Origin of the sequence: Aurantimonas sp. HBX-1, assembly GCF_021391535.1 — a bacterium.
Classification (GTDB): Bacteria; Pseudomonadota; Alphaproteobacteria; order Rhizobiales; family Rhizobiaceae; genus Aurantimonas.
This window is the reverse complement of record NZ_CP090066.1, coordinates 2,243,881-2,259,735: the sequence shown is the minus strand read 5'-3', so window position 1 is coordinate 2,259,735 and position 15,855 is coordinate 2,243,881. Positions and strand designations below refer to the sequence as shown.

The window sequence follows — 15,855 nt, the reverse complement described above, 5'->3', positions numbered from 1 at the left end:
GTCCCCGACGAAGATGCCGCGGTGATGGCGCCGCCGCGGCGGCGCCGCGGCACGCGGCCGGGTGCCGGACAAAGCTCTGGATAAGCGGCGTTCCGGTCTTGTTCCGGCTGGCGCGGTGCCCTAGAGGGGCGGGATGGGCAAGTTGACCGATCCGCCGGCCGGCGCCGGGGACATCGAACCGATCGATCTGAAGGCGGCGCTCGAGGAGCGCTACCTCGCCTACGCGCTGTCGACGATCATGGGCCGCGCGCTGCCCGACGTGCGCGACGGCATGAAGCCCGTGCACCGGCGCATCGTCCACGCGATGCGCGTGCTGCGGCTCGATCCCGGCCAGGGCTACAAGAAATGCGCCCGCATCGTCGGCGACGTGATGGGCAAGTTCCATCCGCACGGCGACGCCTCGATCTACGACGCGCTGGTACGGCTCAGCCAGGATTTCGCGATCCGCTATCCGCTGATCGACGGGCAGGGGAACTTCGGCAATATCGACGGCGATAGCGCCGCGGCGATGCGTTACACCGAAGCTCGGATGACCGAGGTCGCGACGCTGCTTTTGCGCGGCATCGACGAGGACGCGGTCGATTTCCGGGCCACCTACAACGAGGAGGACCAGGAGCCGGTCGTGCTGCCGGGCGCGTTCCCGAACCTCCTCGCCAACGGGTCCTCCGGCATCGCCGTCGGCATGGCCACCTCGATCCCGCCGCACAACGCCGCCGAACTCTGCGACGCGGCGCTGAAGCTGATCGAGAATCCCGACGCCACCACCGACATGCTGCTGCGCTTCGTGCAGGGACCGGATTTCCCGACCGGCGGCGTCGTCATCGACAGCCAGGCGGTGATCCGCGAGGCCTACGACACCGGCCGCGGCGGCTTCCGGGTGCGGGCCCGCTGGGAGAAGGAAGAGCTGGGGCGCGGCGGCTACGTCGTCGTCGTCACCGAGATCCCCTACCAGGTGCAGAAGTCCAAGCTGATCGAGAAGATCGCCGAGCTGCTGCAGGCCAAGCGCCTGCCGCTGCTCGCCGACATCCGCGACGAGTCGGCCGAGGACGTCCGGATCGTGCTGGAGCCGAAGAGCCGCACGGTGGACGCCGAGATTCTGATGGAATCGCTGTTCCGGCTGACCGATTTCGAGACGCGCTTCCCGCTCAACATGAACGTCCTGTCCGGCGGCAAGGTGCCGCGGGTCATGTCGCTCAAGGACGTCCTGTCCGAGTGGCTGGCGCACCAGCGCGAGGTGCTGGTCCGGCGGGCCCGCTTCCGGCTCGCGCAGATCGAGCGGCGGCTGGAGGTCCTCGGCGGCTATCTGATCGCCTTCCTCAATCTCGACGAGGTGATCCGCATCATCCGCGAGGAGGACGAGCCGAAGCCGACGCTGATGCAGACCTTCGATCTCACCGACGTGCAGGCCGAGGCGATCCTCAACATGCGGCTGCGCTCCCTGCGCAAGCTCGAGGAGTTCGAGCTGCGCCGCGAGTTCGAGCAGCTCACCGAGGAGAAGGCCGGCAAGGAGGCGCTGCTCGCTTCCGACGTCCAGCAATGGGCGGCGATCGCAGCCGAGGTGAAGGAAGTCCGCGAGACCTTCTCCAAGAAGACCAAGCTCGGGCGGCGCCGGACGCTGTTCGCCGACGCGCCGAACCACGCGATCGACGACATCACCGTCGCCCTGATCGAGAAGGAGCCGGTGACGGTCGTCCTGTCGAAGAAGGGCTTCCTGCGCGGCATGCGCGGCCATCTGACGGACTACAGCGGCCTCACCTTCAAGGAAGGCGACGGGCTGAAGCTCGCCTTCCCGGCGATGACCACCGACAAGCTGCTGTTCCTGTCGACCGGCGGCCGCGCCTTCTCCCTCGGCGCCGACAAGCTGCCGAGCGGCCGCGGCCAGGGCGAGCCGATCCGTCTCGCCTTCGAGTTCGACGACGAGCAGGACATCGCGGTCGCCTTCGTCGCCGATCCGGACCGGCGGCGGCTGCTCGTCTCGTCCGACGGCAACGGCTTCGTGGCGACCGAGGCCGACATGCTGTCGGCCACCCGCAAGGGCAAGCAGATGATGAACGTCTCGTCCGGTGTGCGGCTGGTCCTGGCGGCGCCGGCGGGCGAGGGCGACCACGTCGCCATCGTCGGCGACAACCGCAAGCTGCTGGTGTTCCCGCTGACCCAGGTGCCGCAGATGGCCCGCGGCAAGGGCGTCCGGCTGCAGCGCTACAAGGATGGCGGCGTCGCCGACGCGAAGGTCTTCCGCATGGCGGATGGGCTTGCCTGGTCGGATTCGGCCGGCAGGGCGTTCGTGCGGTCCGAAGCGGAGCTGCTGGAATGGCGCGGCGACCGCGCCCAGGCCGGCCGGCTCGTGCCCAAGGGCTTCCCGAAGAGCAACCGCTTCGCCGGCTGAGCCGTCGGCGTCCAACGCGACATCGTCCGCCAGGCGGCGCGTGGCGGATCCGTGCGGCCGTCAGCCCTCGTAGCGTTCCCAGCCCTTGGCCATCAGGTGTTCCTGCGGCTGGAAGCGGATCTTGTAGTCCATCTTGCGCGAGCCGTTCACCCAGTAGCCGAGATAGAGATAGGGCAGGCCCATGCGGCGCGTTCGCTCGATATGGTCGAGGATCATGTAGGTGCCGAGGCTGCGGGCGGTCTCGGTCGGCTCGAAGAACGAATAGACCATCGACACGCCGTCACCCATGACGTCGCTGAGCGCGACGGCGACGAGATCGCCGTCCGAGGCGGTGCTGAACGCCGAATCCGGGCCGCGCCGTCGATACTGGATCAGCCGCGTGTCGACCTGGCTGTCCTCGACCATCATCGCGTAGTCGAGCACGCTCATCTCGGACATGCCGCCATGCGTGTGGCGGTCGTCGAGATAGCGCCGGAACAGCGAATACTGCTCGCTCGACGGGCTCGGCTCGCTCATCCGCCCGACGAGATCGGCGTTGCGGGCGAGCACCCGGCGCATCGAGCGGCCGGGGCGGAACTCGTCGACGAGGATCCGCACCGACACGCAGGCGCGGCAGCGCTCGCAGGCGGGGCGATAGGCGATGTTCTGACTGCGGCGGAAACCGCCCTGGCTGAGCAGGTCCAGCAGCCCGGGCGCGCGATCGCCGACCAGGTGGGTGAACACTTTCCGCTCCGCCTGGCCGGGCAGATACGGGCAGGCGGACGGGGAGGTGAGGAAGAACTGCGGCGTCTGCGGATGATGCACGGTCATGAACGCAGGCCCTCCCTCACAGCGAGTAGTACCATGGCGCGACGAGCGAGAAAGTTAACCACACGAGGATCACCAGCGGAATGCCTGCCTTGAGGAAGTCCACGAAGCGGTAGCGCCCCGGCCCCATGACCAGGAGATTGGTCTGGTAACCGATGGGTGTGGCGAAGGATGCGTTGGCGGCGAAGATGACGCAAGCCAGGAACGGCTCCGGCGGCACGCCCAGCCGGAACGCCATGTCGAGGGCGAGCGGGGTGAACAGCACCGCCGTGGCATTGTTCGACAGGAGGTTGGTCATGATCGCGATGACCAGGAACAGGCCCGACAGGATGACGGCCGGCGACATGTCCGCGAGCAGCGACACCGTCCCGTCGGCGATCAGCGCGGCGCCGCCGGTCCGCTCCAGCGCCGTCGCGGCGGCGATCGAAGCGCCGACCAGCATGAAGATCGAGCGGTCGAAGGAGCGCGCTGCCTCGCCGATGGTCAGGCACCCGGTCGCCACCATCAGCAGCGCGCCGAGCACGGCGAGCACGACGATCGGCAGCACCCCGGCCGCCGACATCAGCACCACGGCGAAGAAGATCGAGCCGGCGAGCGCCGCCTTCGCGCCCTGCGGGATCGGCCGTGCCGAATATTCCAGAAGGAGCAGATCGTGGTTGCCGCGGAGCTTCGCGATGGCCGCCTCGCGGCCGCACAGGAGCAGCGTGTCGCCCGGCTCGAGCCGGATCTCGGACAGCGCCGAACGGGCCATGCGGCTCTTGCGCTGCAGCCCGAAGAGCGTGATGCCGAACTGCGTCCTCAGACCGGAATACTGCATCGTGCGGCCGGCATAGCGAGAACCGGGGGCGACCACCGCCTCGGCCATCACCATGTCCGGGCCGATCTTGTTGGTGTGCTCGCCGCCGCCATGGCCGGAAGGGTCGAGCGCCTTGATCGTCAGGTTGCCGCTCGACAGCGCCTTGGAATAGGCGCGCCGCGTCGCGGTGACGATCAGCCGGTCGCCCGGCGTCAGCGTGATGTCGTCGAAGGGCGGCAGGATCGTCTCGTCGCCGCGCAGGATCATCCGCGGCGTCAGCTCGCCGAGGCCGGCGAACAGTCCGGCCCGCGCGGTGATGCCGTCGAAGGAGTGGCCTTCGATGATGTCGAGTTCGCCGAGAAACTGCTTGCCGCCGGGGTCGACCAGTCGCCCGCCCTCGCCATCGCGGATCTTGAGGATCCTCGGCATGACCTTGATCACGTAGAACGCGCCCACGGCCGCTATGGCCACGCCCGGCACCGTGATGTCGAAGAAGCCGATCGTGATGTTCGACCGTTCGGCGACACCCGCGACCAAAAGGTTCGTCGAGGAACCGAGCAGGGTGGTTATGCCCCCCAGGATCGACAGGAAGGAGAGCGGCATGAACACGCGCGATGGCGCGACGCCCCGCTGCGTTGCGAGCATGGTGAGGATCGGGATGAAGATCACCACCACCGGCGTGTTGTTGAGAAACGCCGAGAGCACCATCGCCCCGAGGAGCACGATGGCGATCGCGCCGGTCCCGGCCGAGCCGCCGAGCCGCGCCAGCCAGCGCGTCGGCAGCGCCATCGCATCGGTGGCGAAAAGCCCCTGACCGATCATCAGCAGCGCCATGACCGTGATCAGCGCCGGATTGGAAAAGCCCGACAGCATGTCGGCACTGGTGATCTCGATTCCCCCCGCGTCCCGGAACGGGAGCGCGGCGAACAGCAGCAGGAAGGAGGCAAGCGAAGCGGCGGCCACCGCCTCGATCGGCCAGCGGTCGAGCGCGTAGCCGACGATGCTGCCGATGATCAGCAGGTAGGTTGCCCAGAGGTGGAAGGAATCCATGAACCGCCGCGTGTTGTCGAAGGACGCGTTATCGGTTCCGGGGGCCGGGGTTGCAAGCCGTGGCTGCGCCGCGGGCCGGCGCGGCCGCCGGCCTTAGGGGCGCCGCCCGCAATTATCCGTCAATTATCGCGGACGATGACGGTCCCGAGCAGCAGATCGTGGAGCAGCTGCTTGCGCCCGGTGAACAGCGCGACGAGCAGCACCAGCGGCGTCAGCACCGAGACCGAAGCCCAGAACAGCACGCCGTGCAGCACCGCCAGCACGGGGTCGACCCGGGCGCCGTCCAGCCGCCGGACCCGCAGGTCGGCGATGCGCATGCCGGGCGTCGCCTGCGCGGCGCTGCCCATGGTGAAGCCGACATAGACGATGGCGATCACCGGCAGCAGCACGGCGTAGAGCCCCCAAGCCAGGCCGAGCGAGATCAGGCCGAGCACGAACACGAGGATTGCGGCCGGGATCGAGAGGATCAGCACCAGGGCGTAGTCGAACAGGAAGGCGAGGATCCGGCGGGTGCGGACGCCGGCGTAGAGCCGCGGCTGGTCGAGGTCGCGGGCGGCTGCGGCGGTCACGTAGCTGGTTTCTGCCTGGTAGGTCATCTCGGGGGTTCCTCGTCGGAAGCGGCAACCCTCAGGAAATGGTGGCCGCCCCGCCGCGGTGCAACCCGTCGGAACGCCCGCCGGTCAGCGGGTGCCGAGGCGCGCTGCGACGCGCGGCGAGAAATAGCTGAGGATGCCTGCCGCGCCGGCCCGCTTGAAGCCGGCAAGGCTTTCCATCATCGCCTTCTCGCCGTCGAGCCAGCCGTTCTGGGCGGCGGCCATGATCATCGAATACTCGCCCGAGGTCTGGTAGGCGAAGGTCGGCACGCCGAGTTCGCGCGCCAGCCGGCCGACGATGTCGAGATAGGGCATGCCGGGCTTCACCATGATCATGTCGGCGCCCTCGGCGATGTCCTGCGCCGCCTCGCGCAGCGCTTCTTCCGAGTTGCCGTAGTCCATCTGGTAGGTGCGCTTGTCGCCGCGCAGCATCGCTCCCGAGCCCACAGCGTCGCGGAACGGGCCGTAGAAAGCCGAGGCATATTTCGCCGAATAGGCCATGATCAGTGTGTCGCGCAGCCCCGCCGAATCCAGCGCGCTCCTGATGCAGGCGACCCGCCCGTCCATCATGTCGGAGGGTCCGATGATGTCGCAGCCCGACCGCGCCTGGACGACCGCCTGGCGGGACAGCATCTCGACGCTCTCGTCGTTGAGGATGCGGTCGCCCCGCATCACGCCGTCATGGCCGTGGCTGGTATAGGGGTCGAGCGCCACGTCGCAGAGAATGCCGACTTCCGGCACGGCCGACTTGATCGCCCGGCTGGCGCGGCAGACCAGATTGCCCTCGTTGAGCGCCTCCGAGCCGGTCTCGTCGCGCCTCTGGGGGTCGGTGTAGGGAAACAGCGCGATGACCGGGATGCCGAGATCGCGGGCCTGCCGCGCGGCCTCGACGCATCCGACGATCGACAGGCGGAAGACGCCCGGCATCGAGGGGACCGGCTCGGCTTCGCCGTCGCCCTCCCGCACGAAGATCGGCCAGATCAGGTCGTCGACGGCAAGGTTCGTCTCGCGCACCAGGCGGCGCGTCCAGTCCGCCTGCCGCAGGCGGCGCATCCGCAGACCGCCGGTGACCGCGTCGATGCGTTCGCTGATCAGGGGGAGGGCATCGCTTCGCTGGTCCATCGGATTGTCCGTCTCTTCGCTCGGCATGGCTATCGGCGCCCGTTTGGGGCAATGGTTCGCGCGGCGGCGCGCGCCCGGCGGCATCCGTAACCGGTCGCGCCTTGGGTAGGCCTTCGCCGCGACGACCGCAAGATTGACGCCGCGCGCGGCCGCGCCCTAGCGTCGCTTGCGCCATGGCGGATCGGGCGGCCGGGCCGGCACCCGCCGACCGACACGCAGCTGGCGAGAAGGGCCGTAGCAATTGACCATCGAGCTTACCCCGCGGGACGGCCCGTCCGAGACCTTGAACCGGCGGCTGACCGTGTGGCTCTACCGGCTCTCGGCGCTCGCCCTGTTCACCCTCGGCATCGGCTACTGGATCCGGCTGGTCGGCGTCTCCGACGGACCCTACGACCGCTTCGACCTGATGCCGCTCTGGTGGAAGATGGCGGCACCGGCCCTCGCGGTGCTCTATCCCGTCGCCGGCATCGGGCTGTGGCTGACGGCCGCCTGGGGGGCGGTGATCTGGATCCTGATCGCGCTGATCGAGGCGGTGATGCATCTCGGCTTCCCCGAGCTCTTCGGCGGCGACCTCGTCTGGCTGGGCTTCCACGTCTGGGGATTGGGGATGCTGGGGGTGCTGCGCATCGCCGGCTGGCGCGAGGAACGCCGGGCGCGCGGCCGCTAGGCCGGTCGTGCGAGAATTCATTAAGCAAAACAATTGTTCTGCCGCTCGTAAGGTCGCATTAAGCCTGCGGTTTAAGTCGAATTTTAGACGCGCCGCGTAGGTTGATTTTCAAGATGGGGTCGAAAGAGAACATCCATCAGATCAACAGCGGAGTATACTATGAACGCGCAGACGAAGAACGACCACGAAGCGCAGCCGGAAGCCAAGGCAGAGCTGAAGTCGCTTTATCTCGAGACGCTGCAGCTGGTCGAGCGTCTGCATCGCCGGCTCCTAGACGTCATCAAGGACGAGTTCGAGCGCGGCGGCCGCACCGACATCAACGCCGTCCAGGCGCTGCTGCTCTTCAATATCGGCGACTCGGTGCTGACCGCCGGCGAGCTGCGCACCCGCGGCTTCTATCTCGGCTCGAACGTCTCCTACAATCTGAAGAAGCTGGTCGAACTCGGCTTCATCAACCACCAGAAGTCGCGTGTCGATCGCCGCGCCGTCCGGGTGTCGCTGACCGAAGCCGGCATGGAAGTCGCGGCCGTCGTCGCCGAGCTCTACGACCGCCACATCGGCTCGATCGACAAGGTCGGCGGGCTCGACGAGCAGGAATTCCAGAAGATGAACCGGTCGCTGCAGCGGCTCGACCGCTTCTGGAACGACCAGATCCTCTACCGGCTCTGATCCTCCGCCCGTCACGTCTGCGTGAAGGCTCCGCGGCACCTTGAATGGTGCAGGCGGAGCTTTTCCGCGTCCGCGCCCTGGCCGGTCGCCGGTAACCCTTATGGATCAAGGCTGTCGCTTCACGCTTTGGCCATATTGCGGTGCCTTACCGTTCTTGTACGCAGGCGGGGAACGGGGTGCGGCCTCTTACGCCCGCGAGCGGGCTGGAGGCTCGCTTGCGGGCGCATCCCTGCAGGGGCAGCGGCAAGACGAGGGGTTACCATGACGATTTCCAACGATGGTTCGAACGCGAACCGGCTGAGCCGCCGGAAGTTCGTGTTGGCGACGGCCGCGGCCGGTGCCGCGCTGCTGCCCGGCGCGGCCTTCGCCCAGAACGCGTTGAACGATCTGCTGCGCGCTCCGAGCCGCGGCAACTGGGACGACCAGTTCGACACGCGCGGCACCAGCGCCCGGGAAGTCGCGTCCAATGCGCCGGTCTTCTCGCAGCAGACCTTTGCCGCGACCCAGCAGGCGGTGGATTCCTACAACCAGCTCGTCTCGATGGGTGGCTGGCCGATGGTGCCGGAAGGCGAGACGCTGCGGCTCGGCGTCGTCTCGCCGACGGTCACCGCGCTGCGCCAGCGGCTGTATGCGTCCGGCGACCTGCCGCAGAGCGCCGGCGCCTCGCCGTCCTTCGACACCTATGTCGATGCCGCCGTGAAGCGCTTCCAGGCCCGCCACGGCCTGCCGGCCGACGGCGTCGCGTCCACCCACACCTTCAAGGCGATGAACGTGCCGGCGGATCTGCGCCTGCGCCAGCTGCAGGTCAATCTCGGTCGCCTGCAGGAAGCGATCGCCAAGGAGCAGGCGCCGCGCTTCGTCATGGTCAACATTCCGGCCGCGGCGATCGAGGCCGTCGAGAACGGCCGCGTTGTCCAGCGCCATACCGCGGTGGTCGGCAAGACCGATCGCCAGACGCCGATCCTCGATTCCAAGATCACCAACCTGAACCTCAACCCCTACTGGCACGCACCAGCGTCGATCGTCCGCAAGGACATCATTCCGCTGATGCAGAAGGACCCGACCTACCTGGCGCGGAACGACATCCACATCTTCGACGGCAACGGCCAGGAGATCCCGCCGGAGTCGATCAACTGGAACTCCGACGACGCCGTGCGCTACCTGTTCCGCCAGGAGCCGGGCAAGAACAACGCGATGAGCTCGGTGAAGATCAACTTCCCGAACGCCCACGCCGTCTACATGCACGACACGCCGCAGCAGAGCCTGTTCTCCGAGCTGATGCGCTTTGAATCGTCGGGCTGCGTCCGCGTTCAGAACGTCCGCGACCTGATCGTCTGGATCGCCCGCGACGAGCCGGGCTGGGATCGCCAGAGGATCGAGCAGGTGATCGCCGCCCGCACCCGCCAGGACATCGACCTGACCAACCCGGTTCCGGTGCACTTCACCTATGTCTCGGCATGGGCGACCGATCCGACGGTCGTGCAGTTCCGCGACGACATCTACCACCTCGACGGCGCCGAGCAGTTGGCGATGAGCGAGCTGACCACCACCGCCTATGCGGCCGGCCAGGAAAACCCCTATGCGCGGGGCGACGACGGCTACTGATCGCCAGACCGCCATCGCGAAAGACCAATTGCCGGCCGGGTGCAGCGATGTGCCCGGCCGCGGCTTTTTGAAGCGGGCGGCAGGGGACGCGGTTGGTGCGCCGGGAGCGGCTGTGCTAAGGCCGTCGCGACAGGCAGGTGGGCCCCCAAGACCAGCCACTGCAACGGGAGACAACGATCATGAGCCAGGCCGTCCGCACCGATGCCGCCAGTGATTTCGGCGATTTCTTCACTGCCTCGCTCGGCGAGCGCGACCCGGCGATCTTCGGGGCGATCGGCCAGGAACTCCAGCGCCAGCGGCACGAGATCGAGCTGATCGCCTCGGAGAACATCGTCTCCCGCGCGGTGCTCGAGGCGCAGGGCTCGGTGCTGACCAACAAATATGCCGAGGGCTATCCCGGCCGGCGCTACTACGGCGGCTGCGAGTTCGTCGACGTCGTCGAGGAACTGGCGATCGAGCGGGTCAAGCAGCTGTTCGGCTGCGGCTTCGCCAACGTCCAGCCGAATTCCGGCAGCCAGGCCAACCAGGCGGTGCTGCTGGCGCTGTCCAAGCCCGGCGACACGCTGCTCGGCATGAGCCTCGATGCCGGCGGCCACCTGACCCACGGCGCCAAGCCCAACATGTCCGGCCGCTGGTTCAACGCGGTGCAGTACGGGCTCGACCTCGAGACCGGGCTGATCGACTACGACCAGGTCGAGAGCCTCGCCGTCGAGCACAAGCCGGCGGTCATCGTCGCGGGCGGCTCGGCCTATTCGCGCCACATCGATTTCGCCCGCTTCCGCGCAATCGCCGACAAGGTCGGCGCCTATCTCTGGGTGGACATGGCGCATTTCGCCGGCCTCGTCGCCGCGGGCCAGCATCCGAGCCCGTTCCCGCATGCCCATGTCGTCACCTCGACGACCCACAAGACGCTGCGCGGCCCGCGCGGCGGCATCGTGCTGACCGACGACGAGGCGATCGCCAAGAAGATCAACTCGGCGATCTTCCCGGGCCTGCAGGGCGGGCCGCTGATGCACGTCATCGCCGGCAAGGCGGTGGCCTTCGGCGAGGCGCTGACGCCGGCCTTCAAGTCCTACATCAAGAGCGTCGCCGAGAACGCCAAGGTGCTGGCCGAGACGCTGCGCGAAGGCGGGCTGGATATCGTATCCGGCGGCACCGATACCCATCTGATGCTGGTCGATCTGCGGCCGATGAATCTCACCGGCAAGCATTCCGAAACGGCGCTCGGCCGCGCCAACATCACGTGCAACAAGAACGGCGTGCCGAACGACCCGCAGAAGCCGACCATCACCTCCGGCGTCCGCCTCGGCACCCCGGCCGCGACGAGCCGCGGCTTCGGCGCCCAGGAATTCCGCGAGGTCGGCCAGATGATCGTCGAGGTTCTCGACGGGCTGCGGTCGGCGAACTCGGAAGAGGGCAACGCCGAGGTCGAGGCGCGGGTCAAGGCGAAGGTCATCGCCCTGACCGACCGTTTCCCGATCTACCCGACGCTCTGATCCGGCGGCGCGCGTCGATCACCGCGGCGGGACAAGGCCAGTAAGCGAGGATTCATGCGCTGCCCCTATTGCGGCTCGCAGGACAGCCAGGTGAAGGATTCGCGCCCCGCCGAGGACGGCGGGGCGATCCGGCGCCGCCGCGTTTGTCCTGACTGCAACGGCCGCTTCACCACCTTCGAGCGGATCCAGCTGCGCGAGCTGCAGGTGCTGAAAAAGGCCGGCCGCAAGGTGCCGTTCGACCGCGACAAGCTAGCCCGGTCGGTCGAGGTGGCGCTGCGCAAGCGCCCGGTCGATCCCGAGCGGATCGAGCGCCTGATCTCCGGCATCGTGCGCCGGCTCGAGCAGTCCGGCGAGCAGGAGATCCCCTCCGACACGATCGGCGAGATGGTCATGGAGGCACTGAAGGGCCTCGACGACGTCGCCTATGTCCGCTTCGCCTCGGTCTATCGCGACTTCCGCGAGGCCAAGGACTTCGAATCGGTGATCGGCGAACTGGCGCGCTCGCAGCTGCCCGCCGACCCCGCGAAGCCCGCATGAGCGCCGCCACCGGCGAAGCCGCACCGGCCGCCACCGAGACCGACCGGCGCTTCATGGCGGCGGCGATCCGCTTTGCCATGCGCAATGCTGGCCGCACCGCCACCAATCCCTCGGTCGCGACGCTGATCGTCCGCGACGACGGGATTGGTCCGGTCATCGTCGGCCGCGGCGTCACCGCGATCGGCGGGCGCCCCCATGCGGAGACGGTGGCGCTGGCAGAAGCCGGCGAACTGGCGCGTGGCGCCACCGCCTATGTCACGCTCGAGCCCTGCGCACATCACGGCCGCACGCCGCCCTGCGCCGAGGCGCTGGTGACGGCGGGTATCGCGCGCGCCGTCTCCGCCGCGGCCGATCCCGATCCGCGCGTCGACGGCAAGGGGCATGCGATCCTGCGCGCCGCCGGCCTCCAGGTCACGCCGAGGGTGATGGCCGAGGAAGCGGCGGAAACCATGTCCGGCTACCTGAATCGACACCGCAGGAACCGGCCGGAAGTGACCCTCAAGCTTGCGGTTTCGCGCGACGGCAAGATCGGCATCAAGGGCGGCGGCCAGGTCAAGATCACCGGGCCGGTGGCGGACGCGCAGACCCATCTGGTGCGCGCCCGCCACGACGCGATCCTCGTCGGCTCGGGCACGCTGCTGGAGGACGATCCGCGGCTCGACTGCCGGCTGCCGGGGCTCGGCGACCGCTCGCCGACCCGCATCGTGCTCGACCCGCGGCTGCGCACCGAGCCGGGCATGGCCCTGGCGCGCACCGCCGGCGACACGCCGACGCTGATCGCCACCTTCGCCGATGCCGACCCGGCCCGCCGCGCGGCGCTTGCCGCCTGCGGCGTCGCCTTCCTGTCCTGCGAGGCGGATCCCGACACCGGCCGCATCGCGCTGCCGGAAATGCTGGAGGATCTCGGCGCGGTCGGCATGTCCAGCATCCTGGTCGAGGGCGGCGCCGAGACCGGCGCGAGCTTCCTCGAAAGCGATCTCGTCGACCGGCTGATCCTCGTCGAGGGCGACACCGAGGTCGGCCCCGACGGTGTCGCCGCGCCGATCGTGCCGTCCGCCGCCGGCGACCGCTTCCGCCCGGTGCGGAGCTATCGCTTCGGGCCGGATCGCTGGTTCGAATATGTACGGAGAGACGCCTGATGTTCACCGGACTCATCACCGACGTCGGTCGCATCGAGCGCGTCGAGCCGCTGGACGAGGGCCGCCGCTTCCGCATCGGCACCGCCTACGACACCGCCTCCATCGATATCGGCGCCTCGATCGCCTGCTCCGGCGTCTGTCTCACGGTCACTGCCTTGCCGCAGGCGGACGAAGACCGGCGCTGGTTCGAGGTCGAGGCCTGGGAGGAAGCACTGCGCCTGACCACTGCCGGCCTGTGGGAGGAGGGCACCGCGATCAATCTCGAGCGGTCCCTGAAGATCGGCGACGAGATCGGCGGCCATCTCGTGTCCGGCCATGTCGACGGACTCGCCGAGATCGTCGCGATGGAGGCGGAGGGGGACGCCACGCGTTTCCGGCTGCGGGCCGGGCCCGACGAGAAGCGCTTCATCGCCCGCAAGGGCTCGGTCTGCCTGGACGGCACCTCGCTCACCGTCAATTCCGTCGAGGACGACCGCTTCGACGTGCTCCTGATCCGGCATTCGCTGGACGTGACGACCTGGAAGGATCGGCAGGTCGGCGACGTCGTCAACCTTGAGGTCGACCAGATTGCGCGCTATGCCGAGCGCCTGTTCGGCGCGCACCCGGCCGCTTCTTGAGCGAACCGACCGCCGCCGGCCCATTCGGACAAGCGAGCATCAGCCAGAGCGGGCGGGTGGGTGGACCCGCGACGGGGCCGTCCTTGCGGGTCCACCCGGCTGGCGTTGCCGCGTCGACCGCCACGAAGGAATAGATAATGGCCGCAACGCCGCACATCCTCATCGTCGAGGCACGCTTCTACGACCACATCGGCAATCTGCTGCTGGAGGGGGCGAAGGCTGCGCTCGACGACGCCGGCGCCACCTACGAGGTCGTCACCGTCCCGGGCGCGCTGGAAGCGCCGGCGGCGGTCGGCTACGCGCTGACCGGCGCCGACGAGGGCGAGAACGAGTATGACGGCTATGTCGTCCTCGGCTGCGTCATCCGCGGCGAGACCTACCATTTCGAGATCGTCGCGGGTGAATCCGCCCGCGCGCTGATGGCGCTGTCGGTCGAGGAGAACCTCGCGATCGGCAACGGCATCCTGACCGTCGAGAACGAGGAGCAGGCGCTCGAGCGCGCCGATCCGAAGCGCAAGGACAAGGGCGGCGCCGCGGCCCGCACCGCTTTGGCGATGATCGCGCTGCGCGACCGGCTGGGAGCCTGATGGCGATGGCCGACACCGAACCGCAACCGCGTCCCGTCAAGCAGGCCAACAAGCGCGGCGCGGCGCGACTTGCCGCCGTGCAGGCGCTCTACCAGATGGATGTCGGCGGCACCGGCCTCTTGGAGACCGTCGCCGAGTACGAGAGCTTCCGCCTCGGCCAGGAGATCGACGGCGAGACCTATCGCGACGCCGACGCCGCCTGGTTCCGCGATGTCGTCTCCGGCGTCGTGCGCGCCCAGAAGAGCATCGACCCGCTGATCCACGCCTCGCTGCCGACCGACTGGCCGCTGTCGCGTCTCGACACTACGCTGCGGGCGATCCTGCGGGCCGGCTGCTACGAGTTGTCCGCCCGCAAGGACGTGCCGGTCGCGGTGATCGTCTCCGAATATGTCGACGTCGCCAAGGCCTTCTACAACGAGGAAGAGCCGAAGCTCGTCAACGCGGTTCTCGATCGGATCGCCCGGGCCGAGCGCGGCGAGGGCAAGGGACGCGACTGATGAGCGCCGCCGCGCTGCCCGGTGCGGAACGCGCGGCGCGGCGCAACGCGCTGGTGCTGGCGACGGCGCAGGCGGTGGTCGGATCGGCGGGACCGGTCGCCATCTCCATCGGCGGCCTCGCCGGCTACTGGCTGCTGCTTGCCGACAAGTCCCTCGCGACACTGCCGGTCACCGGCTACAATCTGGGCGTTGCGCTGGGCGCCGTTCCCGCCGCCGCCCTGATGCGGGCCATCGGCCGCCGCTACGGCTTCGTCGCCGGGTCGCTGGTCATGTCGGCGGGCGCGCTCTCTGCCGCGCTGGCGCTGTTCCAATCGAACTTCTGGCTGTTCGCCCTGTCGATGCTCGTCGTCGGTGCCGGCGGCTCGTTCACCCAGCAATACCGGTTCGCCGCGGCCGACGGGGCACCGCGCACCTATCAGCCGCGAGCCATCGGGATCGTCCTCGCCGGCGGCATCTTCGCCGCGGTGATCGGGCCGCAGGCGGTCCGCTTCACCGACGGGCTGTTCTTCCCGGTGGAGTTCGCGGGCGCCTTCTTCGCCCTGGCGGCGCTGGGCCTCGTCGGGGCCGGAGTGCTGAGCTTCCTGCGCGTGCCCGCGGCCTCGAGTGAGGATTCCGTCGCCGACGTGGTCCCGCCGCGGCCCCTGGCGCAGATCGCCGGGCAGCCGCGCTTCCTCGTCGGGCTCCTCTGCGGCGTCGGCACCTATGCGACGATGAGCTTCGTGATGACCGGCGCGCCGCTGGCGATGGTCGGCTGCGGCCTGTCGCGCGACGTCAGCGTGCTCGGCATCCAGTGGCACGTGCTGGCAATGTTCGGCCCGAGCTTCTTCACCGGGCGGCTGATCGCGCGCTTCGGCAAGGCCCGGATCGTCGCCACCGGCATGCTGCTGCTCGCCGCCAGCGCCGCCGTCTCGCTGTCCGGCCTGGCGGTCTGGAATTTCTGGCTCGGCCTCGTCCTCCTGGGGCTCGGCTGGAACTTCGGCTTCATCGGCGCGACGGCGATGGTCGCCGAGACCTACCGCCCGTCCGAGAAGAACAAGACGCAGGGCCTGCACGACCTGCTGCTGTTCGGCTGCGTTGCCGCCGCCTCGCTGCTGTCGGGCCGAATCTACGTCGCGGCCGGCTGGGAAACCATGAATCTCGTCGTCTTCCCGGTCGTCGCCACATGCCTTGCCGCCCTCGCGCTGCAGGCGATCCGCGGCCGCAGGATTGCCGCCGAGGGTTGAATCCCGCGCCACCTATCTGACTGCTTGACGGCATTCGGCCTTCCTATAGCCTCACGCTGTCCGG

General features: G+C 68.7%; 15 protein-coding genes. 11 read left to right on the top strand and 4 right to left on the bottom strand.

Annotated features, from left to right (window positions below):
* Window positions 1–133: 133 nt before the first annotated feature.
* Window positions 134–2,386: a DNA topoisomerase IV subunit A gene (gene parC, locus LXB15_RS10745; RefSeq protein WP_233948457.1), complete on the top strand. Its 2,253-nt coding sequence runs from the start codon at window positions 134–136 to the stop codon at window positions 2,384–2,386.
* Window positions 2,387–2,446: 60 nt separating this feature from the next.
* Here the strand turns inward: parC and LXB15_RS10740 are convergent, their stop codons facing one another.
* The 4 genes from LXB15_RS10740 to hemB form a co-directional block, all read right to left on the bottom strand.
* On the bottom strand, window positions 2,447–3,196 hold the full coding sequence (locus LXB15_RS10740; protein WP_233948456.1) for an arginyltransferase: 750 nt from the start codon (window positions 3,194–3,196) through the stop codon (window positions 2,447–2,449).
* Between the two features lie 16 nt (window positions 3,197–3,212).
* Complete coding sequence (locus LXB15_RS10735) at window positions 3,213–5,039, bottom strand: SLC13 family permease (RefSeq protein ID WP_233948455.1); 1,827 nt, start codon at window positions 5,037–5,039, stop codon at window positions 3,213–3,215.
* Between the two features lie 119 nt (window positions 5,040–5,158).
* Window positions 5,159–5,635, bottom strand: coding sequence for an RDD family protein (locus LXB15_RS10730; protein ID WP_233948454.1), 477 nt, complete (start codon window positions 5,633–5,635; stop codon window positions 5,159–5,161).
* 84 nt (window positions 5,636–5,719) lie between these two features.
* Window positions 5,720–6,754, bottom strand: coding sequence for a porphobilinogen synthase (gene hemB / locus LXB15_RS10725; RefSeq protein WP_370640087.1), 1,035 nt, complete (start codon window positions 6,752–6,754; stop codon window positions 5,720–5,722).
* Between the two features lie 241 nt (window positions 6,755–6,995).
* Here hemB and LXB15_RS10720 point away from each other — a divergent pair, with 241 nt between their 5' ends.
* The 10 genes from LXB15_RS10720 (at window position 6,996) to LXB15_RS10675 (ending at window position 15,791) form a co-directional block, all read left to right on the top strand.
* Window positions 6,996–7,421 carry a DUF6163 family protein gene (locus tag LXB15_RS10720; protein WP_233948453.1) on the top strand — a complete coding sequence of 142 codons (426 nt, stop codon included), beginning with the start codon at window positions 6,996–6,998 and terminating at the stop codon, window positions 7,419–7,421.
* A 159-nt stretch (window positions 7,422–7,580) separates the two neighbouring features.
* On the top strand, window positions 7,581–8,090 hold the full coding sequence (gene ldtR / locus LXB15_RS10715; RefSeq protein ID WP_233948452.1) for a transcriptional regulator LdtR: 510 nt from the start codon (window positions 7,581–7,583) through the stop codon (window positions 8,088–8,090).
* A 261-nt stretch (window positions 8,091–8,351) separates the two neighbouring features.
* A complete protein-coding gene (locus tag LXB15_RS10710) occupies window positions 8,352–9,695 on the top strand; it encodes a murein L,D-transpeptidase (protein ID WP_233948451.1) in 1,344 nt (447 codons plus the stop codon).
* A 179-nt stretch (window positions 9,696–9,874) separates the two neighbouring features.
* Complete coding sequence (glyA, locus tag LXB15_RS10705; protein ID WP_233948450.1) at window positions 9,875–11,191, top strand: serine hydroxymethyltransferase; 1,317 nt, start codon at window positions 9,875–9,877, stop codon at window positions 11,189–11,191.
* 54 nt (window positions 11,192–11,245) lie between these two features.
* Complete coding sequence (nrdR, locus tag LXB15_RS10700) at window positions 11,246–11,728, top strand: transcriptional regulator NrdR (RefSeq protein WP_163043683.1); 483 nt, start codon at window positions 11,246–11,248, stop codon at window positions 11,726–11,728.
* Window positions 11,725–12,867, top strand: a complete 1,143-nt coding sequence (ribD, locus tag LXB15_RS10695; RefSeq protein WP_233948449.1) for a bifunctional diaminohydroxyphosphoribosylaminopyrimidine deaminase/5-amino-6-(5-phosphoribosylamino)uracil reductase RibD — start codon at window positions 11,725–11,727, stop codon at window positions 12,865–12,867. The genes nrdR and ribD overlap by 4 nt, the downstream gene beginning before the upstream one ends.
* Window positions 12,867–13,484, top strand: a complete 618-nt coding sequence (locus LXB15_RS10690; protein ID WP_233948448.1) for a riboflavin synthase — start codon at window positions 12,867–12,869, stop codon at window positions 13,482–13,484. Before ribD ends, LXB15_RS10690 begins: the two co-directional genes overlap by 1 nt.
* A gap of 137 nt (window positions 13,485–13,621) precedes the next feature.
* Window positions 13,622–14,071: a 6,7-dimethyl-8-ribityllumazine synthase gene (ribH, locus tag LXB15_RS10685; protein WP_233948447.1), complete on the top strand. Its 450-nt coding sequence runs from the start codon at window positions 13,622–13,624 to the stop codon at window positions 14,069–14,071.
* Window positions 14,072–14,076: 5 nt separating this feature from the next.
* On the top strand, window positions 14,077–14,568 hold the full coding sequence (gene nusB / locus LXB15_RS10680; RefSeq protein WP_233948446.1) for a transcription antitermination factor NusB: 492 nt from the start codon (window positions 14,077–14,079) through the stop codon (window positions 14,566–14,568).
* Entirely contained in the window at window positions 14,568–15,791 is a 1,224-nt protein-coding gene (locus tag LXB15_RS10675) for an MFS transporter (RefSeq protein ID WP_233948445.1), read from the top strand. The genes nusB and LXB15_RS10675 overlap by 1 nt, the downstream gene beginning before the upstream one ends.
* Window positions 15,792–15,855 lie beyond the last annotated feature (64 nt).

Excerpts from the sequence above, each read along its gene's own strand:
- parC (WP_233948457.1), top strand. The coding sequence starts at position 134 with ATGGGCAAGTTGACCGATCCGCCGGCCGGCGCCGGGGACATCGAACCG.
- ribH (WP_233948447.1), top strand. The coding sequence starts at position 13,622 with ATGGCCGCAACGCCGCACATCCTCATCGTCGAGGCACGCTTCTACGAC.
- ldtR (WP_233948452.1), top strand. The coding sequence starts at position 7,581 with ATGAACGCGCAGACGAAGAACGACCACGAAGCGCAGCCGGAAGCCAAG.
- LXB15_RS10735 (WP_233948455.1), bottom strand. The coding sequence starts at position 5,039 with ATGGATTCCTTCCACCTCTGGGCAACCTACCTGCTGATCATCGGCAGC.
- hemB (WP_370640087.1), bottom strand. The coding sequence starts at position 6,754 with ATGGACCAGCGAAGCGATGCCCTCCCCCTGATCAGCGAACGCATCGAC.
- LXB15_RS10740 (WP_233948456.1), bottom strand. The coding sequence starts at position 3,196 with ATGACCGTGCATCATCCGCAGACGCCGCAGTTCTTCCTCACCTCCCCG.
- LXB15_RS10710 (WP_233948451.1), top strand. The coding sequence starts at position 8,352 with ATGACGATTTCCAACGATGGTTCGAACGCGAACCGGCTGAGCCGCCGG.
- nrdR (WP_163043683.1), top strand. The coding sequence starts at position 11,246 with ATGCGCTGCCCCTATTGCGGCTCGCAGGACAGCCAGGTGAAGGATTCG.
- ribD (WP_233948449.1), top strand. The coding sequence starts at position 11,725 with ATGAGCGCCGCCACCGGCGAAGCCGCACCGGCCGCCACCGAGACCGAC.
- LXB15_RS10730 (WP_233948454.1), bottom strand. The coding sequence starts at position 5,635 with ATGACCTACCAGGCAGAAACCAGCTACGTGACCGCCGCAGCCGCCCGC.
- LXB15_RS10675 (WP_233948445.1), top strand. The coding sequence starts at position 14,568 with ATGAGCGCCGCCGCGCTGCCCGGTGCGGAACGCGCGGCGCGGCGCAAC.
- LXB15_RS10690 (WP_233948448.1), top strand. The coding sequence starts at position 12,867 with ATGTTCACCGGACTCATCACCGACGTCGGTCGCATCGAGCGCGTCGAG.
- nusB (WP_233948446.1), top strand. The coding sequence starts at position 14,077 with ATGGCCGACACCGAACCGCAACCGCGTCCCGTCAAGCAGGCCAACAAG.
- glyA (WP_233948450.1), top strand. The coding sequence starts at position 9,875 with ATGAGCCAGGCCGTCCGCACCGATGCCGCCAGTGATTTCGGCGATTTC.